The following is a 21,941-nucleotide window of genomic DNA, read 5'->3' as shown; positions in this document are numbered from 1 at the left end:
GGACACCCGGCGCGGCGGCCCCGACCGGGGAAGGGCGACGACGGCACGGCTGCCCGACCATGAGGGACGTCGCGACGCTTTTGAACATGTTCAATTAGGGGCTACACTCCGAATTGAACACGTTCAGAAAGGGAGTTCATGCCCACCGCCACCGCCACCGCCAAGAGCGAAGCCACGAGGGAGCTGCTGGTGTCCACCGCGCTCCGGCTCTTCCGCGACGTCGGCTACGAGAAGACCACCATGCGCGCCATCGCCTCGGCCGCCAACGTCTCGACGGGGAGTGCGTACTACTACTTCGCCTCGAAGGACGATCTCGTGCACGAGCTGTACCGCAGCCTGCAGGAGGAGCACCGCGCCCGCGCCCTGCCACTGCTGCACGAGGGCCAGAACCTCGGGGAACTCCTGCGGATCGTGCTGAACACGGGGATCGACGTCATGGAGCCGTACCACGACTTCGGCTCGAACTTCATCGGCATCGCGATCAAACCCTCGGCGACGACGAGCCCCTTCGGCAGCGAATCCGCCGTGGCCCGCGCCCGGGCCATCGCCCTGTTCCGGCAGGCCGTGGCCATGTCGAGGCCGCAACCGCCGCTCGCCATCCGCGACGACCTGCCCGAACTCCTCTGGTTCGCCTACATGGCCGTGACCCTCTTCTGGGTGTACGACTCCTCCCCCTCCCAGGCCCGCACACGCCGGCTCATCCACCAGGTGGCGCCGCTGATCTCGAAGCTCGTGATCCTCTCCCGGCTCCCGGTGGTCCGGAAGATCGTCGAGGACGTCGTGCAGCTGATCCGGGGGACGCGGGAATGAGCGCGGACGGCGGGACGCCTGACGACGGATCACCGGAGGACCGGTCTCCGGGACGCCGACGCGTGACCTTCGGCCCGGGCGCCGTCGCCGTCGGATTCCTCGTGGGGCTCACCGTCCTCGCGCTGGCCTTCGCCTCCTCCTGGGGCGCCGAGGCGCCCCGGGTCTTCCTGCTGGCGCTCTGGTACGGCGTCGGGATCGGCCTGGTCACGGGGCTGCCCCTCGGGATCGTGCTCGGACTCCTCCTGCGCCCGGTGAGCAACCAGTGGATCCACGTCGCGATCTTCTTCGTCGGATTCGCGATGACGGCCTTCCTCGTCACCGCCCTGCTCTCCCCCTCGACACTCCCCCGGGACAGCCTGCCCACCGCACTCGTCATCGGAGGCGCGGCCGCGATGGCCCGCGCCAGTATCTGGAGGATGGTCCGCGAGCAATGAACACCCCGTCGAGCATCAGCACGGTCGTCATCGCCGGAGCCTCGGGCTTCATCGGCACGCACTTCGTCCGCCGATTCACCGACGCCGGCGTCGAGGTGAGGACCATCGGTCGCGCAGGCCCTACCGTATGGGGCGACACGAGGGGCCTCGCGACCGCGCTCGACGGCGCCGACCTGCTCATCAACCTCGCGGGCCGCAGCGTGAACTGCCGCTACAACAAGCGGAACGCGGACGCGATCTTCTCCTCCCGCGTGGACACCACCGAGGAACTCGGCCGGGCCCTCGCCCTGTGCCGTGCCGGCGAAGGCACGCCGCCTCCGGTGTGGATCAACTCGAGCACCGGCACCATCTACCGTCACGCCATGGACCGGCCCCAGACGGAGGACGACGGCGAGCTCGGCACGGGCTTCTCGGTCGCGGTGGCCCGGGCTTGGGAGAGGGCACAGGCCGACGCCGACTCCCCGGGAGTGCGCAAGGTGGCTCTGCGCATCTCGATCGTGCTCGGCCCCGGCAGCGTGATGGCGCCCCTGACGGTCCTCGCCCGGACCGGCCTCGGCGGTCCGATGGGCACGGGTGCCCAGAAGTTCAGCTGGGTGCACCTCGACGACCTGTTCCGCGCCGTGGTGTTCATCGCCGGGTCGCCGTCCCTCCACGGGCCCGTCAACGTCGCAGCGCCGGAGGTGGTGACGAACGCCGACCTCATGGCAGCCGTCCGGCAGCGCCTGCGTGTCCCTGCGGGTCTGCCGACACCCGCCTGGCTCCTGCACCTCGGCGGGAGGCTCATCCGCACCGAGGCCGAACTGGTGCTGAAGAGCCGCTGGGTGAGTTCCCGCAGACTGCTCGACGCGGGCTTCCGCTTCACCTATCCCACGCTGGGGCCGGCACTCGACGACATCCTCGCCCGGGATCGGGTGGCCGCCCCCGAGCCGGTTCGGGCAGACTAGGGAGATGTCCGAGACCCAGACCCCCGCACCCCCCGCCGTCACCCTGACCATCGCCGGATCCGAGGCGACGGGCGGCGCCGGCGCGCAGGCGGACCTCAAGACGTTCCAGGAGCTCGGGGTCTACGGCATCGTGGCGCTGACCTGCATCGTCTCCTTCGACCCGAAGAACGAGTGGCAGCACCGCTTCGTACCCGTGGACCAGCAGGTCATCGCCGACCAGCTCGAGGCCATCCAGTCCTGCTACCCCCTCCGCACGGTCAAGCTCGGCATGCTGGGCACGCCGGCGACCATCGACACCGTGGCCACGGCGCTGAAGAGCCAGGAGTGGGACAACGTGGTCCTCGACCCGGTGCTGATCTGCAAGGGACAGGAGCCCGGCGCCGCCCTCGACACCGACCAGGCACTGAAGGCGAACATCCTGCCGCTGGCCACCTTCGTGACCCCCAACCATTTCGAGGCGGAGTCCCTCTCGGGAATCACCATCGGGTCCCTCGACGACCTCAAGGAAGCGGCCCGCATCATCCACCGCCAGAGCGGCGCCGTCGTCCTCGCCAAGGGCGGCGTGCGCCTCGAGGGCCCGGACGCCGTCGACGTCTACTTCGACGGCGAGACCCTCGAGGTGCTGTCCGCGCCGAAGGTCGGCGAGGTCGCCGTCAGCGGCGCCGGCTGCACCCTGGCTGCGGCGATCGCCGCGGAACTCGCCAAGGGTGCGGCACCGCTCGACGCCGCCCGCACCGCCAAGGGCTTCGTGACGGAGGGCATCCGCAACCGTGTCGCGTCCAACGCCCCGTTCGACGCCGTGTGGCAGGGCGGCGCGCACTCCTAGCGGCGGACGGAGGCGCATCGTGAGCACAGCGGCGGACCCGTACGACGAGGAGCCCGGCTCGTCCGACGACGTCGCGGGCGGGTCGGTGCCGGACGACGGACGGGGCGAGAGCAGCAACCAGCGCCTCGACCGGAACTGGCAGGAGATGCTGCAGGAGCTGCGCGTCATGCAGACCGGCATCCAGATCCTGACCGGATTCCTGCTGACCCTGCCGTTCCAGAGCCGCTTCGCCGAGCTCGACGACACCCAGGTGATGGTCTACCTGGGCCTCGTCTGCCTGTCGGCGCTGATCACGGCCCTGGTGCTGTCGTCGGTCAACCTGCATCGCGTCCTGTTCGGCCTGCGCGTGAAGGCGACGCTCGTCCGGCACACCGCGATCATCATCCAGGCGACCATCGCCCTCGTGGGGCTCGTCCTCGCGGGCACCGCCTGGCTGATCTTCGACCTCGTGGTCGGCCGGCTTTCCGGCCTCGTCGTGGCGGGGTCGGTCCTGCTCGTGGTGCTGCTGCTGTGGGTCGTCTACCCGCTGGCGGTCCGTCGTCGGGCGGTACGGAACCGCGCGCCGTCCTGACCCGCCGCGACGGCGTGAACGAGCGCAGGGTCGGGAACCCCGTAGGCGCCTACGGAGCCGAGGGCGCCGGGGTGGGCGTCACGCCCTCCTCGGGCGCGCAGGTGAGCCCTGCCGGGGTGATGTCCACCTTCTCCGGCGGCACGAGGCCGGCGAAGGAGGAGCCGAGGACGACGTCGACCGTCCTGTCCTCCCGCTCGTCCGGCACGTAGATCGAGTCGGGGAACGTACGCTGCAGCGTGAACGCGTTGGCGCGTCCGCCCTCGCCCGAGACGATGAACACGGCGGAGGATCCCCCCTCGCGGTTGCCGATGTCGCGCACCGCGAACGCCCGCCCGCGGAGCTGCTCGGCGGCCGTACCGGCGAGACCGTCGATATTCGTGCCGTTGTAGACGTTGACGGTGATCGCGCTCGGATCCTGGTAGTCGAACGGCCCGGCAGGGCACGTCGACGTGGGCTCCGGGATTGCCTCGGAGGAACCGATCCTGATGTCGCCGCGCACGAGGCCGAGGGCCACGACGATGCCGGCCCCGACCAGTCCGACGAGCAGCACCAGCACGATCCCGTGCCGGATCCTGCGCATGGAGATGCGCCGCCTCCGGGCGGCGTCGTCCTCCTCGAAGACGGTGCCGAGATCGGTCTCGGTGACGATGCGGTGGCCGTGCCACTCGGTCGGGTCCCGCCTGGCCTGCGCCCGCTGCTGGCGCGGCGAGTCCTCAGGCCGCTGCCGCCGGGGCGATTCCTGCTCAGTCATCGAGCACGAGGACTCGCGCGTGCAGGATGCTCCGCTGGTGCAGGGCGGTCCGGACCGCGCGGTGCAGGCCGTCCTCCAGGTACATGACGTCGTTCCACAGCACCACGTGCGGGAAGAGATCGCCGAAGAACGTCGAGTCCTCCGCGAGGAGCGCCTCGAGGTCCAGGGTGGTCTTGGTGGTCACGAGTTCGTCGAGCCGCACCTGCCGGGGAGCTACTTCCGCCCAGTCCCTGGGGGTCACATGTCCGTGGTCCGGGTAGGGCCGTCCGTCGCGCACTGCTTTGAAGATCACTGCTACAGCCTAGGTTGTTGCTTCAGCCAATGGGAACGCGAGGGGGCTCGATGCCACCATCCCGCGGCTCAAAGGTCATGCCGCGGCACGTCCGCGGGCAGTGCGGGGAGCCCGTCGTCGAGCGTCGGGTAGGAGGGCTGTGCGCCCGCGTGCCGGACGGCGTAGGACCCGACCTGCACGGCGAACCGGACGGCGTCCGCGAGCGGGTCGCCGTCCGCGAGCCGTGCGGCGAGGGCGCCGACGAAGGCATCGCCCGCACCGGTCGTGTCGACCGGGTCGACGCGGGGCGCGGCCACCGCCAGGACGGGACCGCCGTCGGACACGAGTGCACCGGCGGCGCCGAGCGTCATGACCACCGACGCGAAGCCGCACCCGAGCAGTGCCTCCACCACGGCCCGGTGGCCCGACGCCTCCCCTCCCCCGAGCTGCGCCAGGACCAGTGCGCCCTCGTGTTCGTTGACGACCAGCGGATCCGCACGCAGGAGCGCCTCCGGGTCGACCGGCCCGACAGGCGCGAGGTTGACGATCACGCGCCCGGATGCGGCCCGGACGGCCGCCTCGGTCGCGCCGGCCGGCAGTTCGCCCTGGACGACGACGACGGCGGCCCCACCGATCACGGCGGCCGATGCGGCGACGAGCTCCGGCGTCATATGGGCGTTGGCGCCGGGCAGCACCACGATGGTGTTCTCGCCGTCGTCGGACACCTCGACGACGGCGATACCGGTGCTGCCGCCGATCCGCCGGAGCGCACCCAGGTCGACGCCCGCCTCGGTCAGCGCCGAGAGCGCCGTGTCCGCGTACGCGTCCGTTCCCACGGCTCCGACTAGGACGACGCCGGCGCCGAGCCGCGCCGCGGCCACCGCCTGGTTCGCGCCCTTGCCGCCGGGCAGCACGGTCATCGTCCGGCCCAGGACGGTCTCGCCGGGTCGGGGATGGCGTTCGAGGGTGACCACGAGGTCCGCGTTGACGGACCCCACGACGACGATGCCCGGGGTGGTACTCATGCCCAGCAGTCTCCCACGGGACGCGGGAGCGCCCGGGACAGGGGCCGACTACGAGTCAGGAGCGGCTCGGGAACATAATGGGACCATGCCTACGGATGCCCCGATCGACCTGCTCCCCGACGCTCCCTCCGCCCCCGCGCCCGGAGACGGAAGGCCGGCCCAGGGGCTGCTGCTCGACGTCGACGGCCCGGTGGCGAGCCCCGTCACGCGCACCGTGCCGGACGGCATCATCGCCGACCTGCTGACGCTCGCCGCCGCCGGGTGGCCCGTCGTCTTCAACACCGGCCGCTCGGACGCCTTCATCAGGGAACAGGTCATGGAGCCGATGCTCGCCCGGGGCATCCCGGCCGGGGTCACCTTCCACGCGGTCTGCGAGAAGGGCGCCACGTGGTTCTCGTTCACCGCCGACGGCGCAGGGCAGGTCTTCGTCGACCGCGAGCTCGCCCTGCCGGGCAGCTTCGCCGACGACGTCCGGGACCTCGTCGAGGAGAAGTACTCGTCCCTCATGTTCTTCGACGAGACCAAACTCGCCATGGTGTCGGTCGAGCAGTCCCTCGACGCGACGAACGCCGACTACCTCGAGGGGCAGCGTGCCTTCGACAGCGACGCCCTGGACATCATGCACAGCCACGACATGGGCGCCTGCCGGCTGGACCGCGAGGAACCGGACAGCAGCGGGGACATCCACTACCGGGTGGATCCGACCATCATCTCCACGGACATCGAATCCGTGCGCGTCGGCAAGGATGTCGGCGCGGAGCGCGCCCTCACGCTCATCGCCCCGCTCATGGACATCCCGCGGACGTGGCGGACGGTCGGCGACTCCCGCACCGACTACGCCATGGCGGACTACCTGCACGACCAGGGGTTCGACGTCGCGCACGTGGACGTGCGGCCCGCCGACGGGATCCCCGCGAAGCCCTACGAGGTGCTGACCGAGGGCACGCTGATCCACGAGGAGGCGGGCGCCGCCTTCCTCACCCGCTGCGTCGCCTCCCTGGGCTGACGCCCGGCGCGCCGCGCCGACGGCACGTCAGGCGGCCGGACGCGCCAGGACGTCCTCGATCGCCGCGACGACCTCGGGGGCGTCGGGTTCCACGGTGGGGGCGAAGCGTGCGACGACGTCCCCCTCCCGGTTCACGAGGAACTTCTCGAAGTTCCATTTCACGAGCCCGGGTAGGACACCGTTCCTGAACTTCGTCAGCTGCCCGTAGAGCGGGTGCTGGTCCTTCCCGCGGACGTCGCCCTTCGACAGCAGGGGGAACGTGACGCCGAACGTCGTGGAGCAGAACTCGGCGATCTCGCCGTCGGTGCCCGGCTCCTGGCCCATGAACTGGTTGCAGGGCATGCCGAGCACCACCAGGCCCTCCTCCGCGTACTTGCCGTGGAGCTCCTCGAGCCCGGCGTACTGGGGGGTGAAGCCGCACTTCGACGCCACGTTCACCACCAGGACGGGCTGCCCGCGGTAGTCGCCGAAGGACTTCCGGGCGCCGTCGTTCATGGTGAGGTCGATGTCGTACAGGTCCGACGAGGACATGGCTGCTCCCTGGTAGGTGATGGTCCTCCTGCTTCGTTCCGCTCCGCGGGACGGATGGTCCCGGGTCGGCGGGCGTGGCAGGAGCAAACGGGCGCGGGAATACGTTGGAAGGAACGACGGCCGGGGAGGCCCCACGTCATCAACAGGATAGGTCGTCGCATGGGAATCATCGACACGTGGAAGTTGCAGCTCCGAACCACCTTCACGGACGGCGATCCCAGCATCCCGCAGTGGCAGTTCGAGTTCGAGAAGGGCGATGACGCCGGCTACTTCCCCGTCGGTTCGGCGGTCTGGACGGTGCACAGTTCGATGACCCCCACGGTGGCGGGCATCCGCGCCCTGCTGCTGCAGGCGCTGCACCCGGGCGCGATGGCGGGTGTCCATGCGCACTCCAGTTTCCGCGAGGAGCCCCTCGGCCGCCTCGCCAACACCATCCGCTGGATCTTCACCGTCACCTACGGCTCGAAGGTGGCTGCACAGGAGGGGTCGGCGTTCGTCCAGCGCCTCCACACCCGCGTCAAGGGCACGTACACCGACAGCCGGGGCGCGGAACGGCCCTACTCCGCTGCCGACCCCGATCTCACCCGCTGGGTGCACCTGGCCTTCACCGACGCCTTCGTCGCCGCCCACGCCGCGTACGGCGGCGCCATCCCGGGCGGCGTGGACCGGTACGTCGCGGAATGGGCCCAGGCGGGGCACCTGATGGGTCTCGAGGACCCGCCCCGGTCCGAGGCGGAGCTCCGGTCGCAGCTCGCGGCGTTCGACGCGGAACTCAGGAACAGCGACCAGGTGCAGGAGGCGCTGACCTACATCCGCCGTCCACCGCTCCCGCGCTCCCAGCGGCTCGGCTACCAGATCCTGTTGGCCGGGGCGGTGGCCACCCTCGAACCGAGGCATCGGGAGCTGCTCGGCCTCCGGGTGCCGTCGCTGGGCCCGATCCCCCTGCCGATCCGCACGGCGGTGAGGATCGTCCTCGGGGTGATCCGGCTGGGGCTCGGACCCGAGGGCCCCGCGGAGGCGGCTGCGAAGAAGCGCATCCGCCGCGTGACCGGCACCGCCGACCCGTCGAGGGCTTAACCGGCTGAACCCCGGCCGCGGGGCCGGGGTTCAGCTGTGTGCTTCGAGCGGAGGATGGGGGATTTGAACCCCCGAGGGCGTGAACCCAACACGCGTTCCAGGCGTGCGCCATAGGCCGCTAGGCGAATCCTCCTCATTTGGAGCAGATACCAGAATACCCATACAAGGGCATCCTGCCGAATCGCCCCCTCGCGCAGGCCGTCCGGCTGCCGCCTGCCGCCGATTCGAAAGCCGCGCATGCTCCTGTGTAGACTATTTCCCGGCCCCTCATGTGGTGTCACCCTGTGAACTCCCCCAGGACCGGAAGGTAGCAAGGGTAAGCGGGCTCTGGCAGGTGCATGGGGGGTCTTCACTTTAAGCGAGCGCAGCGGGAGGTCGGACGTGGCAGGCAAGGGCGCCGGCCGGTTTGCCCCCAGTCCCTCCGGACGGCTGCACGTCGGAAACCTCCGCACGGCCGTCGTCGCCTGGCTGTTCGCCCGGTCCACGGGCAGGAGCTTCCTGATCCGCGTCGAGGACCTCGACCGCGTCCGCGCCGGGGCCGAGGCTGAGCAGCTGGCCGAACTGGCCGCGCTGGGGATCACATCCGACACACCCGTCCTCCGCCAGAGCGAGCAGGCCGACCGCTACGGGCAGGCCCTCGACCGGTTGCAGGCACAGGGACTGGTGTACGAGTGCTTCTGCTCGCGACGGGACGTCGCCGACGCCGCGAGCGCCCCGCACGGTCGCCCCGGCTTCTACCCGGGCACCTGCCGGGGACTCGGCGGGGACGAGCGGGAACGACGGCGGGCGCAGCGGCGTCCGGCGCTGCGCCTGGCCTCCGCCGTCGGTACCTGGACGGTCCATGACCTGCTGGCGGGGGAGGTCTCGGCCCCGGTGGACGATGTCGTGCTGCGGAGGAACGACGGCGTGGTCGCCTACAACCTCGCCGTCGTCGTCGACGACGCCGCCCAAGGCATCGATCAGGTGGTGCGGGGGGAGGACCTGCTCGAGTCCGCTCCGCGCCAGGCCTACCTGGCCTCGCTGCTCGGGCTGCCGGCCCCCACCTACGCCCACGTGCCCCTGGCCGTCACGGCCGGAGGTAGTCGCTTGGCAAAACGGGACGGCGCTGTGACACTGGAGGATCTCGCCGGGCTGGGCCGGTCGTCGCGTGCCGTGCTGGACACCATCCTCGCCTCGCTGGGCCTTCCCGGAGGACCGCTCGAGGCGGCCCTCGCGTCCTTCGACCCCGTCCGGTTGCCACGTGATCCCTGGATCGTGGACCCCGCGACGCTGATCTCCCCCTCCGCCGGCCCGGCATGCAAACCGTCAGCACCAACCGATAAGGTTCACCCGTGAGTACAGCCCTCTACCGTCGCTACCGTCCCGAGACCTTCGCGGATGTCATCGGCCAGGAGCACGTCACCGAACCCCTGATGGCGGCCATCGACAAGGACCGCATCAACCACGCCTACCTCTTCTCCGGGCCCCGCGGCTGCGGCAAGACCACTTCGGCCCGCATCCTCGCCCGCTGCCTCAACTGCGCCCAGGGCCCCACCTCCACGCCCTGCGGGACGTGCGACAGCTGCGTCGGACTGGCCCGCAACGGGTCGGGCAGCCTCGACGTCATCGAGATCGACGCCGCCAGCCACGGTGGCGTGGACGACGCCCGTGACCTCCGTGAACGCGCGACCTTCGCACCCGTCCGGGACCGCTTCAAAATCTTCATCATCGACGAGGCCCACATGGTCACGTCGGCGGGCTTCAACGCACTGCTGAAGATCGTCGAGGAGCCGCCGGAGCACATCCTCTTCATCTTCGCGACCACGGAGCCGGACAAGGTGATCGGCACCATCCGCTCGCGTACCCACCACTACCCGTTCCGGCTCGTCCCGCCGGAACCCCTCATGGCGTACCTGGAGCAGCTCTGCCGGCAGGAGAACGTGCCGGTGGCACCCGGCGTGCTCTCGCTCGTGATCCGGGCGGGCGGAGGGTCGGTGCGTGACTCCCTCTCCGTGCTCGACCAGCTCATGGCAGGTGCCGGCGAGAACGGACTCGACTACGAGCTCGCGGTCTCGCTCCTCGGCTACACGCACGCCACGCTCCTCGACGACGTCGTCGAGTCCGTCGCGGCCGAGGACGCCGCCACGGTGTTCAACGCCGTCGACCGCGTGATCCAGACGGGGCACGACCCCCGCCGCTTCGTCGAGGACCTGCTGGAGCGTTTCCGCGACCTCATCGTCATCAACGCCGTCCCGGAGGGAGCGTCGTCGATCCTTCGCGGTGTCCCGGACGACCAGCTGAACCGCATGCGAGCCCAGGCGAACCAGCTCGGCGCCGGGGAACTCTCCCGGGCAGCCGACGTCACCAACACCGCACTCACCGAGATGACGGGCGCCACCTCGCCCCGGCTGCACCTCGAGCTCCTGTGCGCCCGCCTGCTGCTTCCGGCAGCGGACGCCACCGTGCGCGGCACCCTCGCCCGGGTCGACCGCATCGAACGCCGCCTCGAGTACGCCTCGGGCACTCCCGCGGCAGAGCCCGAGGAGACACCGAAAGCGCCCGCCCGCCCGCGTCTCGATGTGCCCAGGACAGCAGAAGAGGCTGCGGCCCGCTGGTCGTTGCCGTCCGCCGACCCGGCAGCTCCCGCGGCCGCCGTCCCGGGCGCACACTCCCCCGCCGTCCCGGCCGCATCCCGCGGCAGCCGGCCGGGTGGAGCGGGTGCCCCTGAGGATTCGTCGCCCGACTGGGGCGGGAGCTGGGGTGTGTCCACCGACTCCGCATTCGCCGACTCCGAACAGAAGGACCGTCCGGCAGGACAGCCGACGACCGGCGAGCCCGTACGAACCGGCGACGCGTCACCGGCGGCACCGGCGGCTGCAGCGCCCGCTGCAGCGCCGGATCCGGGAGTGCAGACGGACGGGCGGACGGGCGAGCCGGCGGCCGAGCGGACGGCCGTGGATTCCGCCGCTGCCGACCCTGCGGCCCCTCCTGCCGCGTCGGGACCCCCGCCGGAACAGCCCTCGACGCAGGCACCCCTGGGCGCCCGGCACTCCGACGGCGAGCGCACTCCTGCGCGGGACGACGCGCGGGGACAGGACCCCACGGCCCCCCGGCAGGCAGCTGCCGAGCATGGTCGGCGTCCCGACGAACCCGGTGCACCGGGGAACGGGGCCCCGGTCCGCGGCGAGAGCACAGGGCCGTCCTGGGGTGCGCCCTCCCGACCGCAGGAAGCGCCCGCGGCAGCACCACAGGCAGCACCACAGGAACCGTCGCGAAGCGCTCCGGAGCACGGCCGGCCGCAGCAGGATGCACGGCGCCCGGAGCAGGGTCAGTCCGGTCCGCAGGGTCAACCGAGCGGCTCCGGAGGCAGCGTCGAGATGATCCGCCGCGCCTGGCCCGAGATCATGGACGAGGTCGCGCGGATCAAGCGGGCCACCTGGCTGATCGTCAACGTCTCCGCGAAGCCACGCTCCTTCGAGGGCAACCAGCTGGTCCTGGCCTTCGCGAACCAGGGCAACGCCATCGGGTTCCAGCGAGGACCCCACGTGGACAACGTGAAGCAGGCCATCCACACGGTCCTAGGACTGACGTGTTCCATCGAGGCGGTCCACGACGCCGGCGGGGCGGGTGAGTCGGGCCCAAAAGTACCGGCCAGCCAGGCGGCTCCGGGCAGTAACCCGGGCCTCGCTACTCCTGTGCCCGCGGCCGCCCGCACTGCGGCCGAGGGTGCCCGGCCCGGCGGAGCGCAGGCTCCTGCGGACGCAGGGACAGCCGACGGGACGCCCCGGCGCTCCGGACCCGCTCTCAGTATGGCTGGCAACCAGCCCTCCGCGGGTGGAACGCCGCAGGAGCGCAGCGAGACGCCTGCGGGCGCTCCGTCGCCCGGCGACTCCCAGGAGCGCGCCGATACGCCGGCCGCCGCACCGCCCACGGCAGGTGCTTCCAGCCCCGATGCATCCGTAAGCGCGGCACCACCACGAACGACAACGGCTCCAGCCGCTGCCGGCGGTCCCGGCCCCGGTACGCCGGAATCCGTGGCCACGGCTCCTGCAGCGCCCCCGTCCGCAGGTGCCGCTCCGGGCGGTACTCCCGTGGCCGGCGGACAGACACCCTCCATGCCGTCCCGCTCCGGCAGCCATCCGGCGGCGCGGCCTGCGCCCGGAGGAGCCCGCTCGGGCGACGCTCCAGGTCCCCAGGACAGGACCGCAGGCAGCACCGGCCGGCAGCACCGGCCCAGCGGCTCGGGTCCCCGCCGCGGGGACGGTCGCGGTGCCGGCCCGACCGCCTCCTCCGAACCCCCTGCGTCCGAGGCCGTCAGCGCGTGGGATCCGTCGATGTCCGACGACTCCTGGGCGCTCGTCGAGCCCCCCGAGGAGGCCTTCGACCCGGGGGGCGACTGGGGCCCGGTTCCCGAGGATCCGTACGACCGCCGCCCCAGGGAGCCGCAGGGGGCTGCGCCGGCACGCCCGGCAGCCTCTCCGGCGGCAGCGCGTACGGAGGTCCCGGCCAAGGCCGCGCCTCCGTCCGCCGCCGCTCCGGCGGCTGGGCCGCAGCACGCCCCCAAAGCGGCGGCGCGGACCGCCGGACCGGAGCCGTCGCGATCAGTGGTGTGGAGCCCTCCCGTGGCCCCGACGTCGCCCGACTCCACGGTGCCGTTGTCGCCCGCGCCGCCGCGAGGCGTGGCAGGCACCGGACCACGGGGACCTGTCCCGGACGCGCCCGCCGGACCCGCCGCGGCCACCGGATCGAACGGTACTGCTGCACCCGACCGCCCGGCGCCCGCCGAGAACATCCGGCAGAAACCGATCAGCCGATACCAGCAGCTCCTCGACGAGGCCGAGCGGAAGCGGGCCGAGGAAGCCGCGGCCGCGCGGGGCGCCGCCGACCGCCGGTTCGTCGAGGACGAGCCCAGCGCGGACGACGAGACGCTCGAGGAGTCCGGACTCGTGGGCCGGACGGCGATCGAGCGCATCCTCAACGGACGGCTCGTCGAGGAACGCAGCATCGACGGCCAGTGACACCCGCTTGCGCACTGCCCAGGCCAGGGCGGAGGACCAGCGGCCCTCGGTCTTGAGTCGTCGGCATCGGTAGGTCTAGGGTCAGGGCGAACGACAAGCACCAGGAGATGACATGTCCCTCGTCCGCGTCCACAACTTCTCGATCTCCCTCGACGGATTCGGCACGGGTGAGGGCCAGCAACTCGATGCCCCGTTCGGCCACGCAGGTTCACGGCTGATGCAGTGGGCCGTCGGCACGCGCACGTTCCGCGAGATGGGCCTCCCGGGCGAAGGCGCCGGATCCCGCGGCGTGGACGACGCGTTCGCTGGGTCGTGGGGGTCCGGGATCGGCGTGGAGATCATGGGGCGCAACAAGTTCGGCCCCCAGCGCGGCGCCTGGGAGGACGAGGAGTGGAAGGGGTGGTGGGGCGACGACCCTGTCTTCCACACCCCCGTCGTCGTGCTCACACACCATCCGCGGCCGGTCCTCGAGATGGACGGCGGCACGACCTTCCATTTCGTGGACGCGGACCCCGTCTCCGCGCTCGAGCAGGCCCGCGCCCTGGCCGGCGGTCTCGACGTCCGGATCGGAGGCGGCGTCGCCACCGTCCGGCAGTTCCTCGAGGCCGACCTGATCGACTACCTGCACGTCGTCCTCGTGCCGATCGTCCTGGGCCGCGGCGAACGGCTGTGGGACGGACTGGAGGGGCTCGAACAACGCTTCGACATCGAGGCCACCCCCTCGCCGTCCGGGGTCCTCCATCTGGTCCTCACCCGCCCGACGGACCGGGTGATGCCCACGGCGTAATCGCGCCGTGGTGTGACCCGCCCGCGGCTCCGCAGGGCGGACAATGGAAGAGCGCTCACCCGCCCTCCGCGGGCGGGCGCGCAGCATGCCGGGGGCGTCGACGTCACCGGCCGACCAGATCAGCAGAAGAGGGAACCACCGTGTACGAAGGCGCAGTGCAGGAGCTGATCGACGAGCTCGGACGACTGCCCGGGGTAGGACCGAAATCGGCGCAGCGCCTCGCGTTCCACATCCTCGAGGCGGACGGTGAGGACATGCAGCGCCTCGTCACCGCGATCACCACCGTCAAGGAGCGCGTGAAGTTCTGCACCGTCTGCGGCAACGTCGCGGAACAGGACAAGTGCGTCATCTGCCGCGATCCGCGCCGCGATCCGTCCATGATCTGCGTGGTCGAGGAGTCCAAGGACGTGATCGCCGTGGAGCGCACCCGCTCCTTCCGCGGCAGGTACCACGTCCTCGGAGGCGCGATCAATCCGATCGCCGGTGTGGGCCCAGACCAGCTGCGCATCCGCGAACTGCTCGCCCGCCTCTCGGACGAGAAGGTCCAGGAGATCATCATCGCGACCGATCCCAACCTCGAGGGGGAGGCGACGGCCACCTACCTCGTGCGCATGCTCAAGACCATCGGCATCCCGGTGACCCGGCTCGCCTCCGGCCTGCCGGTGGGCGGAGACCTGGAGTACGCCGACGAGGTGACCCTCGGACGGGCCTTCGAGGGCCGCCGGGCCATGTCCTGACCCCACCCCGCATCAGGCGATGCGTGTCCCCTGTGCGAGGCGCCGGGCAGGCATCGTCAGCCTCCGGCGCGCCATGAGCAGGAGGGCGCCGGCGAGGAGCAGCTGGAGTCCGAGGCCGAGGGGCCAGATCGGCACCCCCTGCGGGAGCGGCTGGCGCCCCAGCATCGACTCCTCGCAGGTGACGTCGAGGTCCGGCCCCGCCTGGGCTGAGCGCACACCCTGACTGACCGTCTCCATGACGCCCGGCGAGTAGAAGCTGCCCGTGCCGCCCGGCCCCGGGACGGTCGCGGGCACGTCCGGGATCTTGTACGGCACGGCGTCGGCGACCACGACGAACGGATTGGCCGCGAGGATCCACGCGATGTACTGCGTGTCCGGCAGCTCGGCGGTGTAGGTCTGTGACTGGCACACCGCCTCGGCTTCCGGGTCCGGGACGCCCATGCTGTCGAGGCTGCTCTCCGGATAGGTGTAGTACGACGACCGCACGGTGCGCTCCTCCATCACGAGCGTGGTGCTCAGGCCGAAGACGATCACGGTGCCGACCGCCAGCAGGGCCACCAGCATGTACGTGCTGACGATCGAGAACAGGGGCCGGTTGGCCAGCGCCGAGACGCCGACACCGATCGCGCAGACGACGCCCAGCTCCACCGCCAGCATGAGCAGGGAGACCAGGGCCTCCGCGGCGTCCACTCCTCCCAGCGCCAAAGCCCAGAGGATGAACGGGCTGCTGAGGACGAGGAACGCGAGCGATCCCACCCAGGAGGCGAGCCACTTGCCGAAGAGCAGCTGCCCGGGGGTCAGGAGGGTCACCTGCAGGATCGCGAGCGTGCCGCCCGCCCGGTCCCCGTTGACGGCATTCGCGGACAGTCCCGGCGCGACGAGCAGGCCGAACAGCAGCACGAAGCCGACCACCAGGTCGAAGAGGATCCCGCCCTCGTTGTCCGTCGTGGCGAGGAACGCCGTGCCGAGGACGAAGATGAACGCGATCACGACGAACCAGATGGCGAGCATCCAGTACCAGCCCTTGCCGCGCAGGCGCTGCCGCATCTCGAGCGAGAACACGGTGCGGACCGCGGACCGGAAGGGCAGCCGGGTCGAGGAGTGGACAGGCTGCGGTGTCGAGGGTTCGGTCACTGTGCTCATAGTCGGTCCGTATCCAGGCTCATGTAGGTCTCCTCGAGGGCGCCCCCGGCTGGTGCGAAGGCGGTGATGACGACGTCGGCCAGCACCAGGGTGCGGAGCAGCCAGGAGGCTTCCGCCGTGCTGCCCAGCTGGACGAGGAACTCCTCGCGCCGGGAGTCCCCGCGCTTCTCGAAGCGGACCCCGTAGCTCTGCAGGGCCGCGGCGAGCGCCGTCATGGGCTCCGCCTGGACGTAGTAGCGGCGTGCCTGGCTGCCGGCCTCGTCGAGCGTCTGGCTCTTGACCGACCGGCCGCGGCTGACGAAGACCGCGCGGTCGGCGATCTCGTCCAGCTCCGACAGGACGTGGCTCGACACGACGACGGTCTTGCCGGCGGCGGCCAGGGAGCGCAGGAGGGACCTCAGCTCCACCCGTGACCCGGGGTCGAGCCCGGAGGCGGGTTCGTCCAGGAGCAGCACCTGCGGGTCGTGGATCAGGGCGCGGGCGAGGCTGAGCCGCTGCTGCTGCCCCCGGGAGAGGACCCGGGCGGGCTGCCGGCCGAACTCGGTGAGGTGGACGGTGACCAGCAGTTCGTCGGCACGCCGGGCGCTGTCCGCGGCGCTCATGCCGTAGAGGGCGCCGACGGTCTTCAGCACTTCGAAGGCGGTGAGGGACTCCCAGACGCCGAGGGTGTCCGGCATCCAGCCGATCCGGCTCCTGACCTCGGCGGGCTGCGTGACGGGGTCGAACCCCGCCACCCGGATGGTGCCGAGATCGGGCGCCAGGAGGCTCGCCATCATCAGCAGCAGGGTCGTCTTGCCGGAGCCGTTGGGACCGATCAGAGCGGTCACCTCCCCGGGCGGGGCCACGAAATCGATGTCGCGGATCGCCTGCACGGAACCGAAGCTCCTGGCAACGCCCTCGACAACGATTCCCCCAAATTCGTCGGTCATGGTACGAGCGTAGGCGACACGGCGGCGTTCGGCCCGCAGGATGGCCCGGAACGATCATCCCGCGGCCCGTTCTTAATCGGACCCGGACTTTGAGCACGCAAACAGCCCCCCGCTAGACTTGCACGGGCGCCGGACTTCCGTCCGCGTCCCCGAGGCGCCGGTGCTGCCGCCCCTGGATCCCAGCCAGTACGGCGAGTTGCCGCCGTCATCCCCAGTGAGCGAGTGCATGAGCCTCATAGTCCAGAAATTCGGCGGGTCGTCCGTCGCCGACGCCGAGGGCATCAAGCGGGTCGCGCAGCGCGTCGTGGAGACGCAGTCCGCGGGCCACCGCGTGGTGGTCGTCGTCTCCGCCATGGGAGACAGCACCGATGAGCTGCTCGACCTCGCCGCCCAGGTGAGCCCCACGTCGGACGCCCGCGAGATGGACATGCTGCTGAGCGCGGGCGAGCGCATCTCGATGGCCTTGCTCGCCATGGCCATCCACGGGATCGGCGCCTCCGCCCAGTCCTTCACCGGCAGCCAGGCCGGCATGATCACCGATGCCATCCACGGCAAGGCGCGCATCATCGACGTCTCCCCCCACCGCATCCTGACGGCCATCGAGAAGGGCGACGTGGCGATCGTCGCCGGGTTCCAGGGCATGAGCCGCGAGAGCAACGACATCACCACGCTCGGACGCGGTGGATCGGACACCACCGCGGTGGCGCTCGCGGCGGCCCTCGACGCGGACGTCTGCGAGATCTACACCGACGTCGACGGCGTGTACACCGCGGACCCGCGCGTCGTCCCGTCCGCTCAGAAGATCGACACCATCTCGAGCGAGGAGATGCTGGAGATGGCCGCGTCCGGCGCGAAGATCCTGCACCTGCGCTGCGTCGAGTACGCGCGGCGCTTCGGGGTCCCCCTGCACGTCCGCTCCTCCTTCAGCCACAACGAGGGCACCTGGGTCCTGCCCAGCCCCGACGACCAGATCAAGATTCAAGAGGGAGAACCCTTGGAACAGCCCATCATCTCCGGCGTAGCGCACGACCGCTCCGAAGCGAAGGTCACCGTCGTCGGCGTGCCCGACATCCCGGGCAAGGCGGCGGAGATCTTCGGGATCGTCGCGGGCGCCAACACGAACATCGACATGATCGTCCAGAACGCCTCGACACTCGGCTCGGGCCGCACGGACATCTCCTTCACCCTGCCGATCGTCGACGGCGCCGAGGCCCTGGCCGCGCTCGCCGAGGCACAGGACCGTGTGGGCTTCGAAACGGTGGAGTACAACGAGAAGATCGGCAAGCTCTCCCTCATCGGCGCGGGCATGCGGTCCAACCCGGGCGTCTCGTACCGCTTCTTCCGCGCCCTGTCCGACGCCGGCGTGAACATCGACATGATCTCGACGTCGGAAATCCGCATCTCGGTGGTCACGGGAGCCGACCTGCTCGACGACGCCGTCCGCGCCGTCCACGCGGCCTTCGAGCTCGACGGCGACGCCACGGCCACCGTCTACGCCGGGACCGGCCGCTAGCCCGCGGACTTCTCGTCCGCCGTCGTCGGAGGTCCCGCCCTCCGTCGCGGTGGCGCCGCCCCGCCGTCGCCGTCGATCTCACCCGCTCGTCGTCGATCCCGTTCCCGGGGCCGTCCCGGTGGGACCGTTCCCACCGTTCCCACCGTTCGACGCCCGTGGGAACGAAGCCTCGCTCGCACCCTCCGGTCCGAGCCGTCCAGGGGACCGCGGACATGGAGAAGGCCGGTGGATCGTTGATCCACCGGCCTTCGGTCCGTTCCGGGCGGGTAGTGCCGAGTGCCTACTTGTCGCCGGTCGGGGTGGTCGTCTCGCGAGGACCGGTCATGAGCTTGTCCGCCGGGGTGACGGTGGGCAGCGCTGCGGGCGCCGGGGCCGTGCCCGCCCCGCCGACGGTGACCGTCACGTAGGTCACGGCCGAGGACCCTTCGTAGGTCACGCGGCCCACGTGGGAGCCGGCGGCGAGGCCGGTCCAGTTGAGGGTCACGGAGCCCTTGGTGCCGTTCGCCAGGACGAGCGGGTTGGGGGTCAGCGTCGCGTTCTTCTCCGTGCCCGTCAGGACCGCCGCGTCGATGGTGCCGGCGGTCGGCGCATTGCCGGTGCTGGCGTACAGGTTGGCGATGATGCGGTAGGTGCCGGGTGCCGGCTTCTCGAGCGTGATCGTCTCGCTCGCGTCGGCCGTCGCCACCTGGGTGACGGTACCGGCGGGCGTGATGAGGAACATGTCGAAGTCGGCGGTCGGGTCGCCGGAGAGGACGGAGAACTTCGCGACCGGGGCGCCGGCGGGGACGGTGACGTCCTTGACGGCGTTGGACGCGTTGTTCGCGTTGGCGAGGCCACCGGGGACCAGGTTGATCGCGGTCGAGTCCGCCTTGGCGAGGCCCAGCAGCGTCATCCTGATGGGGCTGTTCGTGCCGGAGGTGACGTCGAACGTGCCGCTGCCGTCGGGGCCCGCGGAGGTGAATGCAGCCTCTGCGGGAGCGTTGACGGCCTGGGGCCGGATGGCGACCGGCGAGGTGACCTTCTTGCCCTGGCCGGCCCAGGTGAGCGAACCGGCGGCGAACTTGCCGAACGGCGCGGTCTGGTTCTCGAAGGAGACCTTGAACGTGCGCGTCTCGCCGGCGGCGCTGAAGTTGAGGATCGACGGTGTGACCGTGACCTTCACTCCGGGGACGCTGGCGGTTGCCCGGTAGATGCCCGGGGTGACGGCGGTGACCGTACGGGTCACCTCGGTGCGCCCGGTCAGGTTGCCGAGGGCGAACGACGGGACGTTGGTGTCCTTGGCGGCGACGGGCTCGAGGCCCTCGATGCCGAGGTCCACGCCGGTGCCCGCGATGAAGCGCAGGTAGTCATCGTCGCTCTGGTCGTACACCAGTCCGGGGCTGAGGACGGAGGCCGGGTTGATGTGGCCCGCGCCGACGGCGAGGACGTCCGTCTCGACGCCGCCGGTGGCGGTCTTCAGCGGGTAGGCGGTGGTCATCATGGCGGACTTCACGGTCGCCGGCGACCAGGTGGGGTTCTTGCTCAGCACCAGGGCGCCGAGACCGGCGACGTGGGGCGATGCCATGGAGGTTCCGGACAGGAAGCCGAACTGGGCGCCGTTGGAACCGACCGTGGAGACGCCCGCGAGGACGGCCACGCCGGGAGCCGTGATGTCCGGCTTCAGGAGATCGGAATCGGTGGCGAGCAGCGGGCCGCGCGAGGAGAACCCTGCGACCTGCGGTGCGGGCGGCAGGGGCTTGCCCGTGGTGTCCGTGGGCTTCAGGGCGACCGTGAGCGACGGGTTGGCCGCGACCTTCGCCTTCAGTTCGAGGGACTCGGGGGCGTTGACGTGCACCGTGGGGACGACGTGCTGGTCGGTGTCCGTCGAGGAGTCGATGAGGTTCACGAGGATCATGCCCACACCGCCACCGCGCTTGACCTCGGCGCTCTTGGCGGTGCGGTCGACGACGCCGCGGTCGCAGACCACGATCTTGCCGGCGACCTTCGCGGGATCCAGGGTGTTGGGGCCGCACAGCTGGGGCGACACCGCGCCCGCCGCAGCGGCGTTGGCTGCGAGGACGACCGGGCTGGCGGGGACGCCGGCGCGCATGATCGAGGCACCGCGGTACTTGGTGCCGTCGGAGAACTCGGCCGTGCCCTGCAGTTCGTTGTTGAACGTGCTGGCGGCGACGGTGGTCATCCACGGGGCGCCGTGGTTGACGGTGCTGGCCGTGGGGCCGGAGTTGCCTGCCGAGGCGGCGACGAAGATGCCCGCCGACGTGGCGGAGAGGAACGCCAGGGACACGGGGTCCGTCGTCGTCGTCGTGCTGCCCGAGATCGAGTAGTTGAGGACGTCGACGCCGTCGAGGATGGCCTGGTTGATGGCATCGATGGCGGCGGAGGAGTAGCAGCCACCGGTGTCGGCGTCGTTGTCCTCCCAGCAGGTCTTGTAGACGGAGATCTTGGCGGCCGGGGCGACACCCGAGGAGACGCCGAAGTTACGGCCGTCCACGGTCTGGGTCACACCCGCGTTGCCGGCGGCCGTGCTGGCCGTGTGCGTGCCGTGGTTGTCGATGTCGACGGGCGAGAGGACTTCCTGGGGTGCGCGGTCGGCTTCGGGCACACTCGCGAGGAACGCGTCCGCGAAGTACTGGGCCGAGACGACCTTCGAGTTGCAGAGGCTGCCGTCGAAGCCCTCGCCGACCTGGCAGTCGCCGACGAAGGTGCTGCCGTCGGACTTGAGCATGGCGATCTCGCCGGTCGCGTCGAGGTAGGGCTCGCCCACCTTGGGCTGGGAATTGCCCTTCAGCGGCTTGACGGGGCTGCCGGCGAAGAAGGGGTTGTCGGGCGCGTAGCCCGTGTCGATGACACCGACGACGGTCCCGGCGCCGGCGTTCTTCTCGCCACCGAACTGGCTCTTCCAGATGCCCTTGTTGCCGCTCAGGCCGAGGAAGTCGATGCTCGAGTAGTCCGGCGCGTTCTCGACATCCGGTGCCACGAGGAGCACCTTGTCGCTCTTGGCCAGTTCGACGGCCTGGTCGGTGCTGAGGTCCGCGGCGAAACCGTTGATCGCGGCCGTGTAGGTGCGCTTGATGTCGACGTTCTTCTCGGCGGCGACTTCCTGCTGCTTGGTCTCGAGGAACTCGGAGTACTGCTGCACGTTCGCTGCGGCGGCATCGAGCTTTGCGCCGTCCTGGGGCTTCGTCGGTGCCATGCCGGCCACGCCGCCCTCGTAGGTGGCGACGGGCTTGTCGGCGAGCACGACGATGTACTTGCCGTCGGGGTACTGCGCGGGGTCCAGCTCCTTGGCCGGCGCCTTCTGGGGCGTGAGCGAGGTGGCCGGGACCGGTGCCGCGAAGGCGGCGGGCGCGATGGCCGTCGATGTCACCAGTAACGGCAGGCCCAGCACGATAGCCGTGGCAGCGCGCAGGGTGCTGCGCCCCTGACCGGCTTTTCTCCGTTGTGTCATAAGAAGGTAGTGCCTCTCGTAAAGTGCGGGCCGGCCTGGGCCGGTTCCCCCGATGCCACGGTCTCCTGGATAGGACCCCCCACCTGTGATAACGCTCACAGACGTCGTGGCGAGCACAAACTTACCCGAGGCAACACACCC

19 protein-coding genes, 1 tRNA gene and 1 other RNA gene are annotated in these 21,941 nt (G+C 70.9%); 13 read left to right on the top strand and 8 right to left on the bottom strand.

Annotated features, from left to right (window positions below):
* Positions 1-138 precede the first annotated feature (138 nt).
* Genes CXQ97_RS09290 through CXQ97_RS09270 form a run of 5 tightly spaced genes read left to right on the top strand, consistent with a single transcriptional unit; the run spans position 139 to position 3,585 of the window.
* A complete protein-coding gene (locus CXQ97_RS09290) occupies positions 139-810 on the top strand; it encodes a TetR/AcrR family transcriptional regulator (RefSeq protein ID WP_104180576.1) in 672 nt (223 codons plus the stop codon).
* A complete protein-coding gene (locus CXQ97_RS09285) occupies positions 807-1,244 on the top strand; it encodes a hypothetical protein (RefSeq protein WP_146069612.1) in 438 nt (145 codons plus the stop codon). The genes CXQ97_RS09290 and CXQ97_RS09285 overlap by 4 nt, the downstream gene beginning before the upstream one ends.
* Positions 1,241-2,188 (top strand): TIGR01777 family oxidoreductase, encoded by a 948-nt coding sequence (locus tag CXQ97_RS09280; protein WP_104180574.1) that lies wholly within the window; start codon positions 1,241-1,243, stop codon positions 2,186-2,188. The genes CXQ97_RS09285 and CXQ97_RS09280 overlap by 4 nt, the downstream gene beginning before the upstream one ends.
* Before the next feature lie 4 nt (positions 2,189-2,192).
* The gene (thiD, locus tag CXQ97_RS09275; RefSeq protein ID WP_104180573.1) at positions 2,193-3,014 is read left to right on the top strand and encodes a bifunctional hydroxymethylpyrimidine kinase/phosphomethylpyrimidine kinase; all 822 of its coding nucleotides are present in this window, start codon (positions 2,193-2,195) and stop codon (positions 3,012-3,014) included.
* Positions 3,015-3,033: 19 nt separating this feature from the next.
* Entirely contained in the window at positions 3,034-3,585 is a 552-nt protein-coding gene (locus tag CXQ97_RS09270; protein ID WP_104180572.1) for a DUF6328 family protein, read from the top strand.
* A gap of 49 nt (positions 3,586-3,634) precedes the next feature.
* Here the strand turns inward: CXQ97_RS09270 and CXQ97_RS09265 are convergent, their stop codons facing one another.
* From CXQ97_RS09265 to CXQ97_RS09255, 3 genes are all read right to left on the bottom strand, one after another.
* Positions 3,635-4,336: a LytR C-terminal domain-containing protein gene (locus CXQ97_RS09265; RefSeq protein ID WP_104180571.1), complete on the bottom strand. Its 702-nt coding sequence runs from the start codon at positions 4,334-4,336 to the stop codon at positions 3,635-3,637.
* A complete protein-coding gene (locus CXQ97_RS09260) occupies positions 4,329-4,628 on the bottom strand; it encodes a type II toxin-antitoxin system VapB family antitoxin (RefSeq protein ID WP_104180570.1) in 300 nt (99 codons plus the stop codon). The genes CXQ97_RS09265 and CXQ97_RS09260 overlap by 8 nt, the downstream gene beginning before the upstream one ends.
* A 68-nt stretch (positions 4,629-4,696) precedes the next feature.
* Complete coding sequence (locus CXQ97_RS09255) at positions 4,697-5,632, bottom strand: ribokinase (protein ID WP_104180569.1); 936 nt, start codon at positions 5,630-5,632, stop codon at positions 4,697-4,699.
* A gap of 85 nt (positions 5,633-5,717) precedes the next feature.
* Between CXQ97_RS09255 and CXQ97_RS09250 the strand changes: the two genes are divergently transcribed.
* Positions 5,718-6,638 (top strand): hypothetical protein, encoded by a 921-nt coding sequence (locus tag CXQ97_RS09250; RefSeq protein WP_258062445.1) that lies wholly within the window; start codon positions 5,718-5,720, stop codon positions 6,636-6,638.
* Between the two features lie 27 nt (positions 6,639-6,665).
* On the opposite strand, the gene CXQ97_RS09245 is transcribed toward CXQ97_RS09250, so the two are convergent.
* The gene (locus CXQ97_RS09245) at positions 6,666-7,169 is read right to left on the bottom strand and encodes a glutathione peroxidase (RefSeq protein WP_104180568.1); all 504 of its coding nucleotides are present in this window, start codon (positions 7,167-7,169) and stop codon (positions 6,666-6,668) included.
* Between the two features lie 159 nt (positions 7,170-7,328).
* Here CXQ97_RS09245 and CXQ97_RS09240 point away from each other — a divergent pair, with 159 nt between their 5' ends.
* Complete coding sequence (locus CXQ97_RS09240) at positions 7,329-8,246, top strand: oxygenase MpaB family protein (protein ID WP_104180567.1); 918 nt, start codon at positions 7,329-7,331, stop codon at positions 8,244-8,246.
* A 48-nt stretch (positions 8,247-8,294) separates the two neighbouring features.
* Here the strand turns inward: CXQ97_RS09240 and CXQ97_RS09235 are convergent.
* Positions 8,295-8,379 (bottom strand) — tRNA-Ser (locus tag CXQ97_RS09235).
* A gap of 125 nt (positions 8,380-8,504) precedes the next feature.
* Between CXQ97_RS09235 and ffs the strand changes: the two genes are divergently transcribed.
* The 5 genes from ffs (at position 8,505) to recR (ending at position 14,767) form a co-directional block, all read left to right on the top strand.
* Positions 8,505-8,600, top strand: an RNA gene (gene ffs, locus CXQ97_RS09230) — signal recognition particle sRNA small type.
* A gap of 27 nt (positions 8,601-8,627) precedes the next feature.
* Entirely contained in the window at positions 8,628-9,581 is a 954-nt protein-coding gene (gene gluQRS, locus CXQ97_RS09225) for a tRNA glutamyl-Q(34) synthetase GluQRS (RefSeq protein WP_104180566.1), read from the top strand.
* The gene (locus CXQ97_RS09220; protein WP_104180565.1) at positions 9,578-13,243 is read left to right on the top strand and encodes a DNA polymerase III subunit gamma and tau; all 3,666 of its coding nucleotides are present in this window, start codon (positions 9,578-9,580) and stop codon (positions 13,241-13,243) included. Before gluQRS ends, CXQ97_RS09220 begins: the two co-directional genes overlap by 4 nt.
* A 112-nt stretch (positions 13,244-13,355) precedes the next feature.
* Positions 13,356-14,030: a dihydrofolate reductase family protein gene (locus CXQ97_RS09215; protein ID WP_104180564.1), complete on the top strand. Its 675-nt coding sequence runs from the start codon at positions 13,356-13,358 to the stop codon at positions 14,028-14,030.
* Between the two features lie 140 nt (positions 14,031-14,170).
* On the top strand, positions 14,171-14,767 hold the full coding sequence (recR, locus tag CXQ97_RS09210; RefSeq protein ID WP_104180563.1) for a recombination mediator RecR: 597 nt from the start codon (positions 14,171-14,173) through the stop codon (positions 14,765-14,767).
* Positions 14,768-14,779: 12 nt separating this feature from the next.
* Here recR and CXQ97_RS09205 read toward each other — a convergent pair whose 3' ends face one another.
* Both CXQ97_RS09205 and CXQ97_RS09200 read right to left on the bottom strand, forming a co-directional pair.
* Positions 14,780-15,910 (bottom strand): ABC transporter permease, encoded by a 1,131-nt coding sequence (locus CXQ97_RS09205; RefSeq protein ID WP_104180562.1) that lies wholly within the window; start codon positions 15,908-15,910, stop codon positions 14,780-14,782.
* Positions 15,907-16,839: an ABC transporter ATP-binding protein gene (locus CXQ97_RS09200; RefSeq protein ID WP_104180561.1), complete on the bottom strand. Its 933-nt coding sequence runs from the start codon at positions 16,837-16,839 to the stop codon at positions 15,907-15,909. The genes CXQ97_RS09205 and CXQ97_RS09200 overlap by 4 nt, the downstream gene beginning before the upstream one ends.
* A gap of 226 nt (positions 16,840-17,065) precedes the next feature.
* Between CXQ97_RS09200 and CXQ97_RS09195 the strand changes: the two genes are divergently transcribed.
* Positions 17,066-18,352: an aspartate kinase gene (locus CXQ97_RS09195; protein WP_104180560.1), complete on the top strand. Its 1,287-nt coding sequence runs from the start codon at positions 17,066-17,068 to the stop codon at positions 18,350-18,352.
* A 280-nt stretch (positions 18,353-18,632) separates the two neighbouring features.
* Here CXQ97_RS09195 and CXQ97_RS09190 read toward each other — a convergent pair whose 3' ends face one another.
* On the bottom strand, positions 18,633-21,800 hold the full coding sequence (locus tag CXQ97_RS09190; protein ID WP_104180559.1) for a S8 family peptidase: 3,168 nt from the start codon (positions 21,798-21,800) through the stop codon (positions 18,633-18,635).
* Between the last annotated feature and the right edge of the window lie 141 nt (positions 21,801-21,941).

It is taken from the genome of Arthrobacter sp. B0490, assembly GCF_002929355.1.
GTDB lineage: Bacteria > Actinomycetota > Actinomycetes > Actinomycetales > Micrococcaceae > Arthrobacter_D.
This window is presented reverse-complemented; position numbering and strand designations above follow the sequence as displayed.